This window comes from Streptomyces sp. V4I23 (assembly GCF_030817975.1).
GTDB lineage: Bacteria > Actinomycetota > Actinomycetes > Streptomycetales > Streptomycetaceae > Streptomyces.
This window is the reverse complement of sequence record NZ_JAUSZW010000004.1, coordinates 6945108-6959637: the sequence shown is the minus strand read 5'-3', so window position 1 is coordinate 6959637 and position 14530 is coordinate 6945108. Positions and strand designations below refer to the sequence as shown.

Genomic DNA, 14530 nt, shown 5'->3' with positions numbered 1-14530 from the left:
CGCGTGGGCGAGCGGGGGCCGGGCCGCGGGAGCCGCCGTCGACGGAAGCGAGAGAATCTTGACTTTCCTCACCATCGGTCATCGCGGGGTCATGGGCGTCGAGCCGGAGAACACCCTGCGCTCCTTCGTCCGCGCCGAGCAGTGCGGCATGGACGCCATCGAACTGGACCTGCATCTGACCAAGGACGGCGCGCTGGCCGTCATGCACGACGCCGACGTGGACCGCACGACCGACGGGAACGGCCCTATCGCCGAGAAGACCCTCGCGGAGCTGCGTCAGCTCGACGCGGGCATGGGCGAGCGCGTGCCCGTCTTCGAGGAGGTCCTCGACGCCGTGCGCTCGCCGCTGCAGGCGGAGATCAAGGACGTGGCGGCGGCACGCGCGCTGGCCGAGGTGATGAAGCGCCGCGACCTGGTGCCCCGGGTGGAGGTCTCGTCCTTCCACGACGACGCCGTCGCGGAGATGGCCACTCTGGTGCCGGGCGTGCGGACGGTGCTGATCGCCAGCCGGTGGGAAGCGGACATCGTGGACCGGGGGAAGGCGGTGGGCGCCGCGTCGCTCGCGCTGAACATCCGCAGGCTCACGCTGGAGACCGTCGAGCGCGCCCACGGCGCGGGGCTGGGAGTGATCGGCTGGGTGGTCAACACCCAGGAGCACCTGCGGCTGGTGCGCGCCCTCGAACTGGACGGCGCGACCACCGACTTCCCCGAGATCCGCCGCACCGGGCGGTTCACCGCGTGACGGAGCCGGCTCCGATCAGTCGGTGAGGTCCTTCACCAGCAGCTCGAAGACCAGATCGTCGCGCTGCGGGATCCCGAACCGCTCGTCGCCGTACGGGAACGGGCTCAGCTGTCCCGTACGGCGGTAGCCGCGGCGCTCGTACCAGGCGATCAGCTCCTCGCGGAGGCTGATCACCGTCATGTGCATCTCCCGCACTCCCCAGGTCTCGCGCGCGCTGCGCTCCGCCTCGGCGATCACCCGACGGCCGAGACCCCCGCCCTGGAGATCGGGACGCACGGCGAACATGCCGAAGTAGGCGGCGTCGCCGCGGTGTTCGAGCTGGCAGCAGGCGAGCGGCTCGCCGTCGCGCTCGACCACCATCAGCCGGCTGCCGGGCGCGCGGATCACCGCGAGTACGCCCTCGGGGTCCGTTCGCTGACCGTGCAGGAGGTCGGCCTCGGTGGTCCAGCCCGTACGGCTGCTCTCCCCGCGGTACGCCGACTCGATCAGCGGGACGAGCACCGGGACGTCGTCCGCCACCGCGTCACGGTAGGTGAGTTCACCGGAATCGCGGGGCGGTGCGGTGTCCATGGGCGGCTCCGTTTCGACCGGGTGCGGGCACGGCGAGGCGCCGGCGGCACGAGGGGGTACGCGTGGCACGAGGGTAACGTGCCCACCGGCGGCCGAGTCAGCCCCGGTCACCCCGTGGACCTCCCCGCCCGCGCCCCTGACGCGCTCCCCTGTACTCCTGTGCGCTCGGGTACGTCCTGTGCCTGCGGGCATGCACCCTTCGACGCCGTCGAAGGGGGAGAGACGCGTGCACGGACCGATGACGTCCGGATTGCTGCTCATGGCGCTGTGCGCCGCGACCGGGGCGTACTGCCTGCTGCGGATGCGCAGTTGCACGGGTGAGGCGCGCGAGGCGGCCGGGGGCGAGGCGCTGATGGGCTTCGGCATGGCGGCGATGGCCGTACCCGCTGCCGTGCTCACGCTTCCCTCCTGGCACTGGGTGGTGTACGCCGTGGTGTTCGGCGCCGCGGCCCTGCGCGCGATATGGGCGCTGCGCACCCGCCGCCACCACGTGCACCATCTCGTGGCGTGCCTGGCGATGATCTACATGGCGGCGGCGATGGCCGGACCCGGCACCCATCACGCGTCCCACGCCCGCACGGGAGTCCCTCTGCTGACTGCTGCGCTCGTCGTGTATTTCGCGGGGTACGTGCTGCGCGCCGGCCTGCGCCTCGTCCCGGTCGCGGCCCCCGCCGGAAGCCCGGGCCCGGCGGCGCCCTCCTGGGGCGCCCCACCGGAACTTGCCCTGGCCTGCAGAGTCGCGATGGGAACGGCGATGCTGGCGATGCTTCTGACCCTGTGAGCCGCCTCGGACGGTCCGCCGTTCAAACCGTGGCGTGCATCACTTGACGCGCAGGGCCATACCGGCAGGTAGCACCGCGCTCATAGGCTGGATTCCATGATGGTCTCGCTCGCGCTGCTTCTGCTCGGGGTACTGGCCGCCCTCGTCGCCCCACGACTCGTGTCACGCGGCGACTGGGCGGAGCGCGAGCCCGTCGTCGCGCTGTGGGTGTGGCAGTGCGTGGTCGCCGCCGTGCTCCTCTCCTTCGCCCTGTCCATGGTCCTCAGCGCCGCCGCGGCCTGGCAGCTGGTCCGCGGCCATGTCTTCGCCCCGGCTCCGCACGGCGTCGTCGAGGCCTACGCCCTGCGGGCGAACGAGCCCTGGTCCGCCGTGCTGGCGGTTCTCCTCGCCTGCGGCGGGCTGTGGACCGCGACGATGCTCACGCGTGAGGTGCTGCGGGCTCACGCGCGGCGCCGTCGGCGGCACCGGGAGCTCCTGGTGCGTTCCCCCCTGCTGCCCGGCGAGGAGCCGGGCGACGAGCCGCTGGTGGTCCTGGAGGGCGAGCGGCCGGACGCCTGGTGGCTCCCGGGCGCGGCGCCCCAACTGGTCATCACGACCGCGGCGTTGCTCAGGCTGAAGGGGCGTCAGCTGGATGCGGTGCTGGCGCACGAGCAGGGGCACGCCCGGGCCCGGCACGACTGGCTGCTGCACTGTTCCGCCGCGCTGGCCAACGGGTTCCCGCAGATCCCGGTGTTCGCCGCGTTCCGCGACGAGATGCACCGGCTGGTCGAGCTGGCCGCGGACGATGTCGCCTCGCGTCGGTTCGGGCGGCTGACGATCGCCCTGGCGCTGGTCGAACTGAACGAGGACCGCGGGGTCTTCGGCCCCTGCCCCACGCCAGGCGCACAGCTCCCGCAGCGGGTGAACCGGCTGCTGACCCCCGTGCCGCGGTTCACCGCCGGCCGCCGGTTTCAATTGACGGCGGCCGCGGCGCTGGTGCCCGTCGTTCCGCTGCTCGTGGCATTCGTCCCGGGACTGCGCGCGCTGGGATAGCCGGACCGCACGTCAAGGGGCCAGGATCGGTGCATGACCCTCTCGCGCCTGAGCCCGGCCCCCGCCCCTGCCCGTCGTCCGGCCCCGCGCGTGACCGCGGCGGCCCGTACGGGCACGGTCTGCCTGGCCCTGACGGCCGTGCTGACGGTGCTGGTGGTCCTGCCCTGGTCCCCGCTGCTCGCCTTCGACCGCGACGTCGCGGAGGCGCTGCACAGCACCGCGGTCGCCGAGCCGGGGCTCACCCGCGTCAACCGGGTGCTGACGGACTGGGTGTGGGACCCGTGGACGATGCGCCTGCTGGCCGCCACGGCGACCGTGTGGCTCTGGCTGCGGGGCGAACGGCTCCTCGCGGTGTGGGTGGCCGCCGCGAGCGCCCTGGCTGCGGCCGTGCAGCAGTCGCTGAAGGCGATGGCGGGCCGGGAACGTCCGCAGTGGCCTGACCCGGTGGACTCCGCGCAGTACTCGGCGTTTCCCTCCGGTCACGCGATGACGGCGGCGGTGACCTGCGGGCTGCTCCTGTGGCTGGCCCGGCGCTACGGAGCCTCCGGGGCCGGCTGGGCGTGGTGCGTCGCGCTCGCCGTCGTGAGCGTCGCCGGTGTGGGCCTCACGCGCGTGTATCTGGGCGTCCACTGGCCCTCCGACGTGGTCGCCGGATGGTTGCTGGGGGCGGCCGTGGTGGCCCTGACGACGGTCTCGTACCACAGGGCGGTCTTGTCGCGGCGTCGCTGAACCGTGAAGGATCGTCGGCATGGCGATCACGGCGGTGCTGTTCGACTTCTCCGGCACTCTGTTCCGCAGCGAGTCGGCCCACGACTGGCTCCGCGCGGTGCTCCGGGACCGGGACACCGCGCTCCCGGAGCCCGAAGCGGACCACCTCGCACGTCGGCTGGCCGAGGCCGGCGCCCTCCCCGGCGGGCCGCCGCCGCTGCGCCTGCCGGAACACCTGGGCGAGCAGTGGGCGATACGCGACAGGAGCCCGGAGCTGCACCGAGCCGTGTACACCGGCCTCGCCCGCGAGGTGGCGCTGCCCGACGAGGGCCTGTACGACGCGCTCTACGACCGCCACATGACGCCCGCGGCCTGGCGCCCCTACCCGGACGCGGCCGAGGTGCTGCGCGGGCTGCGGGAGCGCGGCGTACGGGTCGGGGTGGTGAGCAACATCGGCTGGGACCTGAGGCCGGTGTTCCGCGCCCATGGCCTGGATGCCCTTGTCGACGCGTACACGCTGTCGTACGAGCACGGGGTGCAGAAGCCGGACGCGCGGCTGTTCCGCGCGGCCTGCGAGGCGCTCGGCCGGGACCCGCACGACGCCCTGATGGTGGGCGACCACCCGCAGGCCGACGGCGGCGCCGCGGCCCTCGGGTGTGCGGTGCGCTTCGTGGACCACCTGCCGGTGGACGAGCGGCCCGACGGGCTGCGCCCGGTGCTCGAACTGGTCGACCGGGACCGCAGGGCGGCCGGGCACCCGGTCGGCGACGCGAGCGGAGCAGACTGAAGACAGCCGACAGAATCAGGTGAAGAGCCACCCGGACCGGGCGATCCCCCGCGTCGCCCGGTCCGGGCACCACATCCGCCGACCAGCCCCCGCTGGGCCTGGAGGCGGGACGCGCTGAGTATATTGGCTCCGAGCCAGTCAACGCAGGAGTCCAGGATGTCCCCGCGGAGCGCAGAGGTCAATGAAGAACTTCGTCGGCGTTCGCGCGAGCGGCTGCTGCAGGCGACGGTGGAGCTGGTCGACGAGAGAGGATTCGAGGCGACGACGCTCGGCGACATCGCCGACCGGGCGGGCTCGGCCCGCGGTCTCGTCTCGTACTACTTCCCCGGCAAGCACCAGCTGCTGCAGTCCGCGGTGCACCGGCTCATGCGCCGCACGCTGGAGGCCGCGCTCGAACGCGAGCCGCACACCGAGGACGGGCAGGAGCGCCTGGCGCGCGCCGTCGACGCGATCCTGTGTCTCGCGGTCGAGCATCCGAGGCTGATGCGTACGCACATGGCGGGGATCCTGCAGTCCGAGGGGTTCGTGCAGTGCCCGGAGCAGCAGCAGCTCGCCGCTCTGCTGCGCGACACCGTGGAGCGGTACGGCTCCACGGACGTGGACACCGACTATCCGCTGCTGCGCGCCCTGCTGATGGGCGCGGTGTTCGCCGTGCTGCTGCCGGGCGCGCCCATGCCTCTCGCACGGCTGCGCGCCGAGCTGTTCCAGCGCTACGGGCTGGACTGGGAGCTCGGCGTTCCGCCGGGCCCGCGTGGACCCGGCGGAACGTCTCGTCCTGCCCCGGCCGTCCCGGGTCAGTCGTCGGAGCTCTCGAAGTCCTCGAAGTAGTCCGGCTGCGTCTGCACGTTGAGCTCGTGCATCCGCACCTGCGCGCCGGCGTCGGTGCGCCGGTCGTGGATCCTCAGGACGTCGAGGCCCTTGGCCATGTCGTTGGAGTAGATGTAGCCGTTGTAGTAGTACGCGGACCAGGAGCCGGCGACGACGAGATTGCCCGTGCTGACCGGGCCGCGCTCGAAGTACGCGATCTCCTCGGCCCGGTCGGCGTCGGTGAAGTCCACCACGGAGACGCCGCCCTGGTACCACGCCTGGACCATGATGTCGCGGCCCTTGACCGGGATCAGCGAGGCGTTGTGCGCCACGCAGTTCTCGGTGTCGGCCTGGTGGCGGTCGATCTTGAAGTAGCTGCGGAAGACCAGCTTGCGCCCGTCGCCCTTGCCGGTGATGTCGTAGATGCCGTCGGCGCCGCGGTTCGGGCCGACCCGGGTGTTGCAGGTGGCCGCGACGCCGCCGCCCAGCTCGTCGGCGAAGACGACCCTGTTCGCCTTCTGGTTGAAGGTGGCCGAGTGCCAGAAGGAGAAGTTCACGTTGTCCTGGACGCGGTCGATGACCCTCGGATTCTCCGGGTCCTCGATGTCGAACAGGATGCCGTCGCCCATGCAGGCGCCGGCGGCGAGGTCCTTGGCGGGCAGCACGGTGATGTCGTGGCAGCCGGTGGTCTTGGAGACGCCCGGGTTGGTGGGCCCTCCCGGGTTGCCGCCTCCGTCGGGGCCCTCACCGGGGAAGAGCACGGGGAAGTTCACCACGGCGGCCAGCTCGGGGGCCTTGCGGGGCACCTTGATGACGGAGATGCCGTCGTGCGGCGGCCGGCAGTCGGGGAACGCGGCGTTCGGCGCGTAGGACGACACGTAGACGTAGATGTTCCTGCGCTCGGGAACGAGGGTGTGGGTGTGCGAGCCGCAGGCGGTCTCGACGGCGGCGACGTACTTCGGGTTGCGCTTGTCGCTGATGTCGAAGATCTTCATGCCCTCCCACGACGACTTCTCCGTGGCCGGCTGCGAGGTGCTGTTGCAGGAGTTGTCGCTGCGCGAGGAGTCGGTGGACAGGAAGAGCAGATCGCCGGCGACGCTGATGTCGTTCTGCGATCCGGGACACAGCACCTGGGCCACGGACTTCGGTGACCTGGGGTCGCTGATGTCGAAGATCCGGAACCCGTCGTAGTTGCCGGCGAAGGCATACGAGCCCTGGAACGCGAGGTCCGAGTTGGTCCCCTTGATCGCGTCCTTGGGGATGTTGCTCACGTGCTCGATGTTGTCGCTGTGGACGATCTCGTCCACACCGGGGATGTCACCGCTCGCGATGGCGGACCGGGTCCCGGCCGCCTGGCTCGACGAGACCTTGCCCCCGGCCGGAGCGTCTCCCGGGTCGGGGATCGCCACGGCCGGTCCCGCGGTCAGCAGCGCGGTCAGCAGACCGGCGGCGGCCGTCGCCGCGCCGAGACGTCTGCGCCGCACTCCGGTGGTGTGCAACGGGGTCACTGCGTCCTCCCTTGTCGCCGTTCTTGGCGGAACGGTTCACGGACCCCGGCAGTATCTTCCTTTGCATGCACATCTCAACAGATGGCAACACACATGTAATGAAGGATTTTGATCGACTCGCCGCGCGTTCAAGCAAGTACGCTCCTCGAACACCCCAAGTGCCCCAGGAGGTCGCCGTGTTGAAGCCCCGCAGATCCGCGCGCACCCGAACCTCCTTCAGGGTCGCGGCGGTTGCCGCCGCGCTCGTCCTGGCGGCCTGCGACGCGGACTCCGGCACGCGCGCCGAGGCCGGCGCGGACAAGGGGGCGCCGGTCCTCGCGCCCGGGAAGCCGGGAGAGCCGGCGAAGACCCTGTCCGCCGAGGAGGCCGCGAAGGCCGTGCCGGACGACAGTCCCAACGCCGCCGACTTCCGCTACGCGCAGATGATGATCAAGCACCACGAGCAGGCACTGGAGATGACCTCGCTGGCCGAGGGCCGAGCGGGCTCGCAGCGCATCGAGCGGCTCGCCGGGCGCATCGCCGCCGCGCAGGAGCCCGAGGTGGGGGCGATGCGGGCGTGGCTGGAGACGCACGGTGGGGACTCGGCAGGCGCCCACGAGCACGACCACGCCTCCATGCCGGGTATGGCCACCGACGCCCAGCTGGACCAGCTGCGCCATGCCGAGGGGACGGCCTTCGACGAGCTCTTCCTCAAGCTGATGATCACCCACCACCAGGGGGCGCTCACCATGGCGGCCGAAGTCCTGTCGAGCGGCAACAACGTCGCGGTGGAGGAGATGGCGAACGACGTGATCGCGCAGCAGACGAGCGAGATCGGCCGGATGCGAGCGCTGTGAGCTGCGTCGTCGCGGCGCCGCGACGACACTCGGGCGGGAGACTCCCCAGGCGCGCACACCGGTGCGATGCTGGAATCCCCTGCGGGAAGGAGCGCAGTCGTGCTTCGTGTCGCCGTCGTCGGATCGGGCCCCAGCGGGGTCTACGCCGCGCAGTCCCTCGTCCAGCAGTCCGCCGTGCCCGACGTCCGGGTGCACATCCTGGACCGTCTTCCCTGCCCGTACGGACTCGTGCGCTACGGGGTCGCCCCCGACCACGAGAAGATCAAGTCGCTGCAGAACAACCTGCGGTCCGTGCTGGAGGACGACCGCATCGACTTCCTCGGCAACATCGAGGTAGGGGCGCACGGCCTGACGCCGGCGCGGCTCCTGGAGCTGTACCACGCCGTCGTCTACTGCGTGGGGGCGGCGCGGGACCGCAGACTCGGCATTCCCGGTGAGGACCTGCCCGGCAGTCACTCCGCCACCGACTTCGTCTCCTGGTACAGCGCCCATCCCGACGCGGTGACCGGCGGATTCCCGCTCGGCGGACCGTCGGCCGTCGTGATCGGGGTCGGCAACGTGGCCGTCGACGTGGCCCGCATCCTCGCCCGGGGTGCGGACGAACTGCGGCCCACGGACGTGCCCGAACCGGCGCTCGAGGCGCTCGAGGCGAGCGGCGTGCGCGAGGTGCACATGGTGGGCAGGCGCGGTCCGTCCGGCGCGAAGTTCACCACCAAGGAGCTGCGGGAACTGGGCGCGCTGCCCGGGGCCGACGTGCTGGTCGAGCCGGCGGACCTCGCCCTGGAGACGGCGTACGCCGATCCCGAGGCCGTGCCCGCCGTCGTCCGCCGCAACCTCGCGGTCGTACGGGAATGGGCCGCCCGGCGTCCCACGGGCAGGGCCCGGCGCATCCATGTGCGGTTCTTCCTGCGCCCGGTCGAGGTGCTGGAGCGCGGCGGGCGGGCCGCGGGGGTCCGCTTCGAACGCACGGCGCCCGACGGCCGGGGCGGGGTGCGGGGCACGGGCGCGTACGAGGACATCGAGGCGCAGCTGGTGCTGCGGGCGGTGGGCTATCGCGGTGTGCCGACGGAGGGCCTCCCGTTCGACGCGGATCGCGGCATCGTGCCGAACGCGGCCGGGCGCGTGCTCAGGGGCGGCGTGCCCTCCCCTGGCGAGTACGTGGCGGGATGGATCAAGCGGGGACCGACGGGCGTCATCGGCACCAACCGGCCGTGCGCCAAGGAAACCGTCACCTCGCTGCTGGAGGACGCGGCACGCCTGGCCGCCAGGCCGGTCGCGGCCGATCCGGTCGCGGAGCTGCGCGCGGCCGGGCACCGTCCGGTCGCCTGGCCGGGCTGGCTGGCCATCGAGTCGGCCGAGGAGGCACTGGGCCGCACGCTGGGCCGGCGTTCGGTCAAGATCGCGGACTGGCAGGGTCTGCTGACGGCCGCGGACGGGGCGGACTGAGGCGGCACGGGCGGCGGCCCGAGGCAGGCGGCGCCGCCTGTCGCTGGCCACGTCGGCGTGTCACGGGATGCCGCCGCGGACCGGGCGGCGGTCATCGAGACCGTCGCAGGTGTCGTCGTCGCCCTGACCCCGCACTTCGGGGCCGCCTGCCGGACCGAGCCCGCCGGGGCCCGGCCGCTCAGCGTGCGCCGAGGCGTTCGTCCTGGCCCTCGGCCGCGGCGAGCACGCTGTCGAGCAGACCCGGGAAAAGGGCCTCCAGGTCGTCCCGGCGCAGGCAGTTGAGCTTGGCGGTGCCGCGGTAGATCTGCTGGATCACGCCGCTCTCGCGCAGCACCCGGAAGTGGTGCGTGGTCGTCGACTTGGTGACGGGCAGGTCGAAGTACGAACAGGAGAGCTCGTCGTGGGTGGTCGCCAGCGCCCGGACCACCCGCATGCGCATGGGGTCGGAGAGTGCGTGGAGCACGTTCTCCAGCCGGATCTCGTCCCGCGCGGGGTGATCGAGAACTCGGGCGCTGCTCACGCTGGTCACGGTGGCTCCGCTTCGTCCGGGGTTCGTCCGGTGGGCTTCGTACGGCAGGGGGCGCGGCCGCTGCGGCTCACCCCGAACTCCATTGTACGAGAGGTATCGTAGTTTGACACTTCCCGTACTACGATGGGTATCGTACGAAGCGTGACGGGGTCCCGCCCCTCGATTCTGTATCCCGGTTCCGTCCTGTCTGCATTGGAGTCCCCCGTGAGCTCGCTGTTCCAGCCCTACACCCTGCGCTCGCTGACCATCCCCAACCGCGCCTGGATGGCGCCGATGTGCCAGTACAGCGCGGAGGTCTTCGGCCCGAACGCGGGCGTCGCGGGCGACTGGCACTTCACCCACTACGCGGCGCGCGCCGCCGGCGGCACCGGCCTGATCCTCGTCGAGGCGACCGCGGTCAGCCCCGAGGGCCGGATCAGCCCCGCGGACCTCGGCATCTGGAACGACACCCAGGTGGAGGCGTTCCGGCGCATCACCCGCTTCCTCAAGACCCAGAACACCGTTCCGGGCGTCCAGCTCGCCCATGCCGGCCGCAAGGCCTCGACCGACCGGCCCTGGAAGGGCGGCGCGCCGCTCGGAGCCGACGAGCACGGCTGGCAGCCGCTCGGCCCCAGCCCGGTCCCCTTCGACGAGGGGCACCCCGTGCCCGACGAGCTGACGCGGGAAGGGATCGCCGAGATCGTCGGGCAGTTCGCCGACGCGGCCCGCCGCGCGCTCGACGCCGGGTTCGAGATCGCCGAGGTCCACGGCGCGCACGGCTACCTGATCGGCGAGTTCCTCTCGCCGCACAGCAACCGCCGCACCGACGAGTACGGCGGCTCCTTCGACAACCGGGTCCGCTTCGCGCTCGAGGTCGTCGACGCCGTGCGCGCGGTGTGGCCGCAGGAACTGCCCCTCTTCTTCCGCATCTCGGCCACCGACTGGCTGGAGGAGCACGGCTGGACGGTCGACGACACCGTCCGCTTCGCCGCTCTCCTCAAGGAGCACGGCGTCGACCTGCTCGACGTCTCCTCCGGCGGCAACGCCGCGCGCGTCCGCATCCCCACCGGTCCCGGCTACCAGGTGCCCTTCGCCGCGCGGGTCAGGGCGGAGACCGGGCTGCCGGTCGCCGCGGTCGGCCTGATCACCGAGGCCGAGCAGGCCGAGAAGATCCTCTCCAACGGCGAGGCGGACGCCGTGCTGCTCGGCCGCGAGCTGCTGCGCAACCCGTCGTGGGCGCGGCACGCGGCCCGCACGCTCGGCGCCGAGGTCCACGTGCCGCAGCAGTACCACCGCTCCGTCTGATCCGTCCGTCCTTCCGGGCACCCGCCCTCGGGGCCTTTGACGCCGGCCCGCCGGGAGATCTCTCCCGGCGGGCCGGCGTGTGTGCGCGGGATTCACCCGCGCACACCGATGAGTTTCGCCGGCCGGTCCGGTCCGCACTGCTGTCACGGGGCCGACGTGCGCACGGACCGCATCGCAGGACGTTGTCAGTGGTCGGGTGCAGACTGGCCCGTATCCGAGACAACGGCGTCCTGGAGGGATATCGGCCATGACCGATGTACTGCTCACCGTAGGCACTCGCAAAGGGCTCTTCATCGGCCGCAGGAGGGGCGGTGCATGGGAGTTCGACGGCCCCCACTTCAATGCGCAGGCCGTCTACTCGGTCGGCATCGACACACGCAGAGGGGTGCCGCGGCTGCTCGTCGGCGGCGACAGCGCGCACTGGGGCCCGTCCGTCTTCCACTCCGACGACCTCGGCAGGACCTGGATCGAGCCGAAGAAGCCCGCGGTGAAGTTCCCCAAGGACACCGGCGCCTCGCTGGAGCGGGTGTGGCAGCTCCACCCGGCGTCCGACGCGGCACCGGACGTGGTCTACGCGGGCACCGAGCCCGCCGCGCTGTTCCGTTCCGAGGACGGCGGCGAGACCTTCGAGCTCATCAGGCCGCTGTGGGAGCACCCGACCCGCTCGCAGTGGGTGCCGGGCGGCGGCGGTGAAGGTCTGCACACGGTGGTGACCGACCGCCGCGACCCCGACGCGGTCACGGTCGCGGTGTCGACGGCAGGTGTGTTCCGCACCCGCGACGGAGGAGCGAGCTGGGCGCCCTCCAACCAGGGGGTGTCGGCGGTCTTCCTGCCCGATCCCCACCCGGAGTTCGGGCAGTGCGTGCACAAGATCGCCCAGGACGCCGCGAACCTGGACCGCCTCTACCTGCAGAACCACTGGGGCGTCTACCGCAGCGACGACGCCGGGGCCACATGGACCGACATCGGCGCCGGACTGCCGTCCGACTTCGGTTTCGCGGTGGCCGCGCACCGGCACCGCGCCGACACCGCGTACGTCTTCCCGATCACCGCCGACTCCGACCGCGTCCCGGCCGGCCGGCGCTGCCGGGTCTACCGGACCGGGGACGCGGGCGGGAGCTGGGAGGCGCTGTCGGCGGGTCTGCCCGAGGGCGACCACTTCGGGACGGTGCTGCGCGACGCGATGTGCACGGACGACGCGGACCCCGCCGGCGTCTACTTCGGCAACCGCAACGGCGAGCTGTACGCGAGTGCGGACGACGGCGACTCCTGGAAGCAACTCGCCTCGCATCTCCCGGACGTGCTGTGCGTGCGGGCGGCGGTGATGCGCTGACAGGGGCCGGTCACGGACGGCGGCCCACGGCCGCCGGAGGAACGGATCATGTGGTGCCGCGGGGGCTGAGGCACCACAAAACAGCGCAAGAGCCTCCGCTCATGCGGGGGCTCTTCGCATGGGGCCCATGGCAATGAAGAAGTGGCGGCTCGATCTCCGCAAGGACGTGCGCGACCTGCCGACCGAGGAGATGGAGGACGACCCTCCCCTGTGGCCTCAGCAGCAGGGCCGGGGTAACAGGACTCCTCGGCGCCTGCCGCACCGAGGAGCTGCGCGCATTCACGATGCTCGCCAGAGGTCGAAGATCGCCAGTGACGTCAGTCCGCGTCCAGCGGCTGTCCTGGTTCGTGTCGCCGCGCGAACCGGGCACGAGCGGCGTCGTGGGCGCTGCGCAGAAGCTGCGCGACGGTGTCCGTTGTCCTCTCACCGGGATTGACGACACAGATCCAGCCGAGCGCGCCGTATACCGGGTGCGGCATCAGGCTGTCGGCGGCTGCATGGTCTCGGCGGCGGCTGATGCTGCGCGGATCCTCCCCAGTGACCTCCTGAAACGTCGCACGGTCGACGCGGACGTTCACGCGCCAGCGGCCCGGAGGGTCGAGGTCGGAAGCGGCGTCGTCGGGGTAGTTCTTGGTGACGATCGTCCCGTAGGGCTGGACGTTCTCAGGCATCTGGCCGTCGGGGGCGTAGTAGAAGAACGCGTCCCCCCACGCGAGCTCAGGGAAGTCGCCTCCCGGTTCCGGGACGAGCACGAGCGCGCCGTCGAAGCCTCGCACGGTCGCGATGATCTGTTCCATACTCATGGTTCAAGCATCACCTTCAAGTGCTTATGTGGGGTTGGCTGGTGGGCGAGACCATGAGCGGTTCGCAACGAGTACTGCTCAGAACAGTCGATGTCGCCAGAGAGTCGGGGTACTCGGTGCAACAGGTTCGCGACCTGGAGCGGCTGGGAGTCATTCCCCCAGCCGCTCGATCGAGCAACGGTTACCGTTCATACACATCAGTTCACGTGCATGCTCTTCGCGCCTATCGCGGACTCGCAGGTGCTGTCGGGCCTGTCGCGGCCCGGCAGATGCTCGCGGAGCTGCGAACGGAGACGATCGCGGCGGCAGCCTCGGCGATCAGTTCGGTGCACGTTCGGCTCGCGCGGGAGCGAGACGAGGCACTGCGCGCTCAACAAGCGTTGCGTGCGATCCAGGATGAGACGAACACACCCGAGCTCGAGCAGGCCAGTGACGCGATGACGATCACGGAGCTGGCCGCAGCGCTCGATGTACGTCCCTCAACCCTGCGGTTCTGGGAACAGGAAGGGCTTGTCATTCCCGAGCGGGTGACGTCACTGCGAGCACGTCGTTACGGTATTTCAGCGATCAGAGCGGCCCGAATCGTCGCGGCCCTGCGCGGCACCGGTTACGGCATCCCCGCAGTGCGCGAGATCATGGGCTCCCTGCACCAGCTCGACGGGCTGGGAGAGACCCAACGCATCCTGCAGCAACGTCTTGACCAGATCGCCACGCGGACCGTGGCGCTACTCCGAGCGGGCGCAGACTTGGCGGCCGTTGTCACGTCCGGTCAGGAACCGATCGCCGGATAGGCCCGGACCGCCTCGCCACAAAACATCCGGACCGCGGTCAAGACCGCGTTGCAACTCCGGATCCGGATCAGCTGGGACCTCAACACCGAGCACGACGCAGGCGCTGACAGCCGCCTGCTGCACATCTCTTTTCGCCTCGGCCTGACAGACCCGCCGCATAAGATGCTGCCGCCAAGCTGAAGATCCCGGCAGCGAGGCCACGCCACCGGGATCGGGTCGCCAGTCGTGAAGGGACTGACATGACCAACACTCTCACAGCCGCCTTTGACGTCGCAGCACGAGCAGCCGTGCATCCGCTCAGCACAAGCAGCCGGACGCGGCTGCGGCGCTCCACAAGGCGCGCACCGGGTCACCTGGCGGCAGTTGCCGGTCACGTACGGGGCCTTCGGCGCCTTCGCCCCAGCGCTCCTGCGCCGGCAGCGCTCGTGCCTGTGGGATCAGATCATGGAGGCCCTGGAGGGCGTGCCGGGCACGCCACTGCCCGGCGAGATCCACTTGCCTCCCCTGCAGGTTTGAGGGCCGCCTCGACCCGCGTTTTGCTCATTGACACACAAGCGACACCTGAGGACAGGC

At 71.3% G+C, this 14530-nt stretch carries 16 protein-coding genes; 12 read left to right on the top strand and 4 right to left on the bottom strand.

Annotation, left to right across the window (positions count from 1 at the left end):
- Positions 1–58: 58 nt before the first annotated feature.
- Positions 59–742 carry a glycerophosphodiester phosphodiesterase family protein gene (locus QFZ82_RS34050; RefSeq protein ID WP_307716781.1) on the top strand — a complete coding sequence of 228 codons (684 nt, stop codon included), beginning with the start codon at positions 59–61 and terminating at the stop codon, positions 740–742.
- 15 nt (positions 743–757) lie between these two features.
- Here the strand turns inward: QFZ82_RS34050 and QFZ82_RS34045 are convergent, their stop codons facing one another.
- Positions 758–1312, bottom strand: a complete 555-nt coding sequence (locus QFZ82_RS34045; protein ID WP_307716780.1) for a GNAT family N-acetyltransferase — start codon at positions 1310–1312, stop codon at positions 758–760.
- Between the two features lie 226 nt (positions 1313–1538).
- On the opposite strand from QFZ82_RS34045, the gene QFZ82_RS34040 reads away from it, so the two are divergent.
- The 5 genes from QFZ82_RS34040 (at position 1539) to QFZ82_RS34020 (ending at position 5448) form a co-directional block, all read left to right on the top strand.
- On the top strand, positions 1539–2093 hold the full coding sequence (locus QFZ82_RS34040) for a DUF5134 domain-containing protein (RefSeq protein ID WP_307716779.1): 555 nt from the start codon (positions 1539–1541) through the stop codon (positions 2091–2093).
- Between the two features lie 96 nt (positions 2094–2189).
- Positions 2190–3125: a M56 family metallopeptidase gene (locus QFZ82_RS34035; protein ID WP_307716778.1), complete on the top strand. Its 936-nt coding sequence runs from the start codon at positions 2190–2192 to the stop codon at positions 3123–3125.
- Positions 3126–3158: 33 nt separating this feature from the next.
- Positions 3159–3854 carry a phosphatase PAP2 family protein gene (locus QFZ82_RS34030; RefSeq protein ID WP_307716777.1) on the top strand — a complete coding sequence of 232 codons (696 nt, stop codon included), beginning with the start codon at positions 3159–3161 and terminating at the stop codon, positions 3852–3854.
- 25 nt (positions 3855–3879) lie between these two features.
- A complete protein-coding gene (locus QFZ82_RS34025) occupies positions 3880–4620 on the top strand; it encodes an HAD family hydrolase (RefSeq protein WP_307717925.1) in 741 nt (246 codons plus the stop codon).
- A 156-nt stretch (positions 4621–4776) separates the two neighbouring features.
- Positions 4777–5448 (top strand): TetR/AcrR family transcriptional regulator, encoded by a 672-nt coding sequence (locus tag QFZ82_RS34020; protein WP_307716776.1) that lies wholly within the window; start codon positions 4777–4779, stop codon positions 5446–5448.
- On the opposite strand, the gene QFZ82_RS34015 is transcribed toward QFZ82_RS34020, so the two are convergent.
- Complete coding sequence (locus QFZ82_RS34015; protein WP_307716775.1) at positions 5415–6935, bottom strand: LVIVD repeat-containing protein; 1521 nt, start codon at positions 6933–6935, stop codon at positions 5415–5417. The two genes, QFZ82_RS34020 and QFZ82_RS34015, sit on opposite strands and share 34 nt — an antisense overlap.
- Positions 6936–7093: 158 nt before the next feature.
- On the opposite strand from QFZ82_RS34015, the gene QFZ82_RS34010 reads away from it, so the two are divergent.
- Together QFZ82_RS34010 and QFZ82_RS34005 are read left to right on the top strand one after the other, a co-directional pair.
- Complete coding sequence (locus tag QFZ82_RS34010; protein ID WP_307716774.1) at positions 7094–7771, top strand: DUF305 domain-containing protein; 678 nt, start codon at positions 7094–7096, stop codon at positions 7769–7771.
- Between the two features lie 99 nt (positions 7772–7870).
- Positions 7871–9217, top strand: a complete 1347-nt coding sequence (locus tag QFZ82_RS34005; protein WP_307716773.1) for an FAD-dependent oxidoreductase — start codon at positions 7871–7873, stop codon at positions 9215–9217.
- A 178-nt stretch (positions 9218–9395) separates the two neighbouring features.
- On the opposite strand, the gene QFZ82_RS34000 is transcribed toward QFZ82_RS34005, so the two are convergent.
- Positions 9396–9746, bottom strand: a complete 351-nt coding sequence (locus QFZ82_RS34000) for a helix-turn-helix transcriptional regulator (RefSeq protein WP_307716772.1) — start codon at positions 9744–9746, stop codon at positions 9396–9398.
- A 204-nt stretch (positions 9747–9950) separates the two neighbouring features.
- On the opposite strand from QFZ82_RS34000, the gene QFZ82_RS33995 reads away from it, so the two are divergent.
- Together QFZ82_RS33995 and QFZ82_RS33990 are read left to right on the top strand one after the other, a co-directional pair.
- Positions 9951–11030, top strand: a complete 1080-nt coding sequence (locus QFZ82_RS33995) for an NADH:flavin oxidoreductase/NADH oxidase (protein ID WP_307716771.1) — start codon at positions 9951–9953, stop codon at positions 11028–11030.
- Between the two features lie 247 nt (positions 11031–11277).
- Positions 11278–12363, top strand: a complete 1086-nt coding sequence (locus QFZ82_RS33990) for a sialidase family protein (protein ID WP_307716770.1) — start codon at positions 11278–11280, stop codon at positions 12361–12363.
- Positions 12364–12680: 317 nt separating this feature from the next.
- On the opposite strand, the gene QFZ82_RS33985 is transcribed toward QFZ82_RS33990, so the two are convergent.
- Positions 12681–13160, bottom strand: coding sequence for a DUF6194 family protein (locus QFZ82_RS33985; protein ID WP_307717924.1), 480 nt, complete (start codon positions 13158–13160; stop codon positions 12681–12683).
- A 59-nt stretch (positions 13161–13219) separates the two neighbouring features.
- On the opposite strand from QFZ82_RS33985, the gene QFZ82_RS33980 reads away from it, so the two are divergent.
- Positions 13220–13957 carry a MerR family transcriptional regulator gene (locus QFZ82_RS33980; RefSeq protein ID WP_307717923.1) on the top strand — a complete coding sequence of 246 codons (738 nt, stop codon included), beginning with the start codon at positions 13220–13222 and terminating at the stop codon, positions 13955–13957.
- Between the two features lie 264 nt (positions 13958–14221).
- Complete coding sequence (locus QFZ82_RS33975; protein WP_307716769.1) at positions 14222–14473, top strand: hypothetical protein; 252 nt, start codon at positions 14222–14224, stop codon at positions 14471–14473.
- Positions 14474–14530 lie beyond the last annotated feature (57 nt).

Coding starts and splice junctions, on each gene's coding strand:
- QFZ82_RS33990 (WP_307716770.1), top strand. CDS start 11,278: ATGACCGATGTACTGCTCACCGTAGGCACTCGCAAAGGGCTCTTCATC.
- QFZ82_RS33985 (WP_307717924.1), bottom strand. CDS start 13,160: ATGGAACAGATCATCGCGACCGTGCGAGGCTTCGACGGCGCGCTCGTG.
- QFZ82_RS34020 (WP_307716776.1), top strand. CDS start 4,777: ATGTCCCCGCGGAGCGCAGAGGTCAATGAAGAACTTCGTCGGCGTTCG.
- QFZ82_RS34030 (WP_307716777.1), top strand. CDS start 3,159: ATGACCCTCTCGCGCCTGAGCCCGGCCCCCGCCCCTGCCCGTCGTCCG.
- QFZ82_RS34045 (WP_307716780.1), bottom strand. CDS start 1,312: ATGGACACCGCACCGCCCCGCGATTCCGGTGAACTCACCTACCGTGAC.
- QFZ82_RS33980 (WP_307717923.1), top strand. CDS start 13,220: ATGAGCGGTTCGCAACGAGTACTGCTCAGAACAGTCGATGTCGCCAGA.
- QFZ82_RS34035 (WP_307716778.1), top strand. CDS start 2,190: ATGATGGTCTCGCTCGCGCTGCTTCTGCTCGGGGTACTGGCCGCCCTC.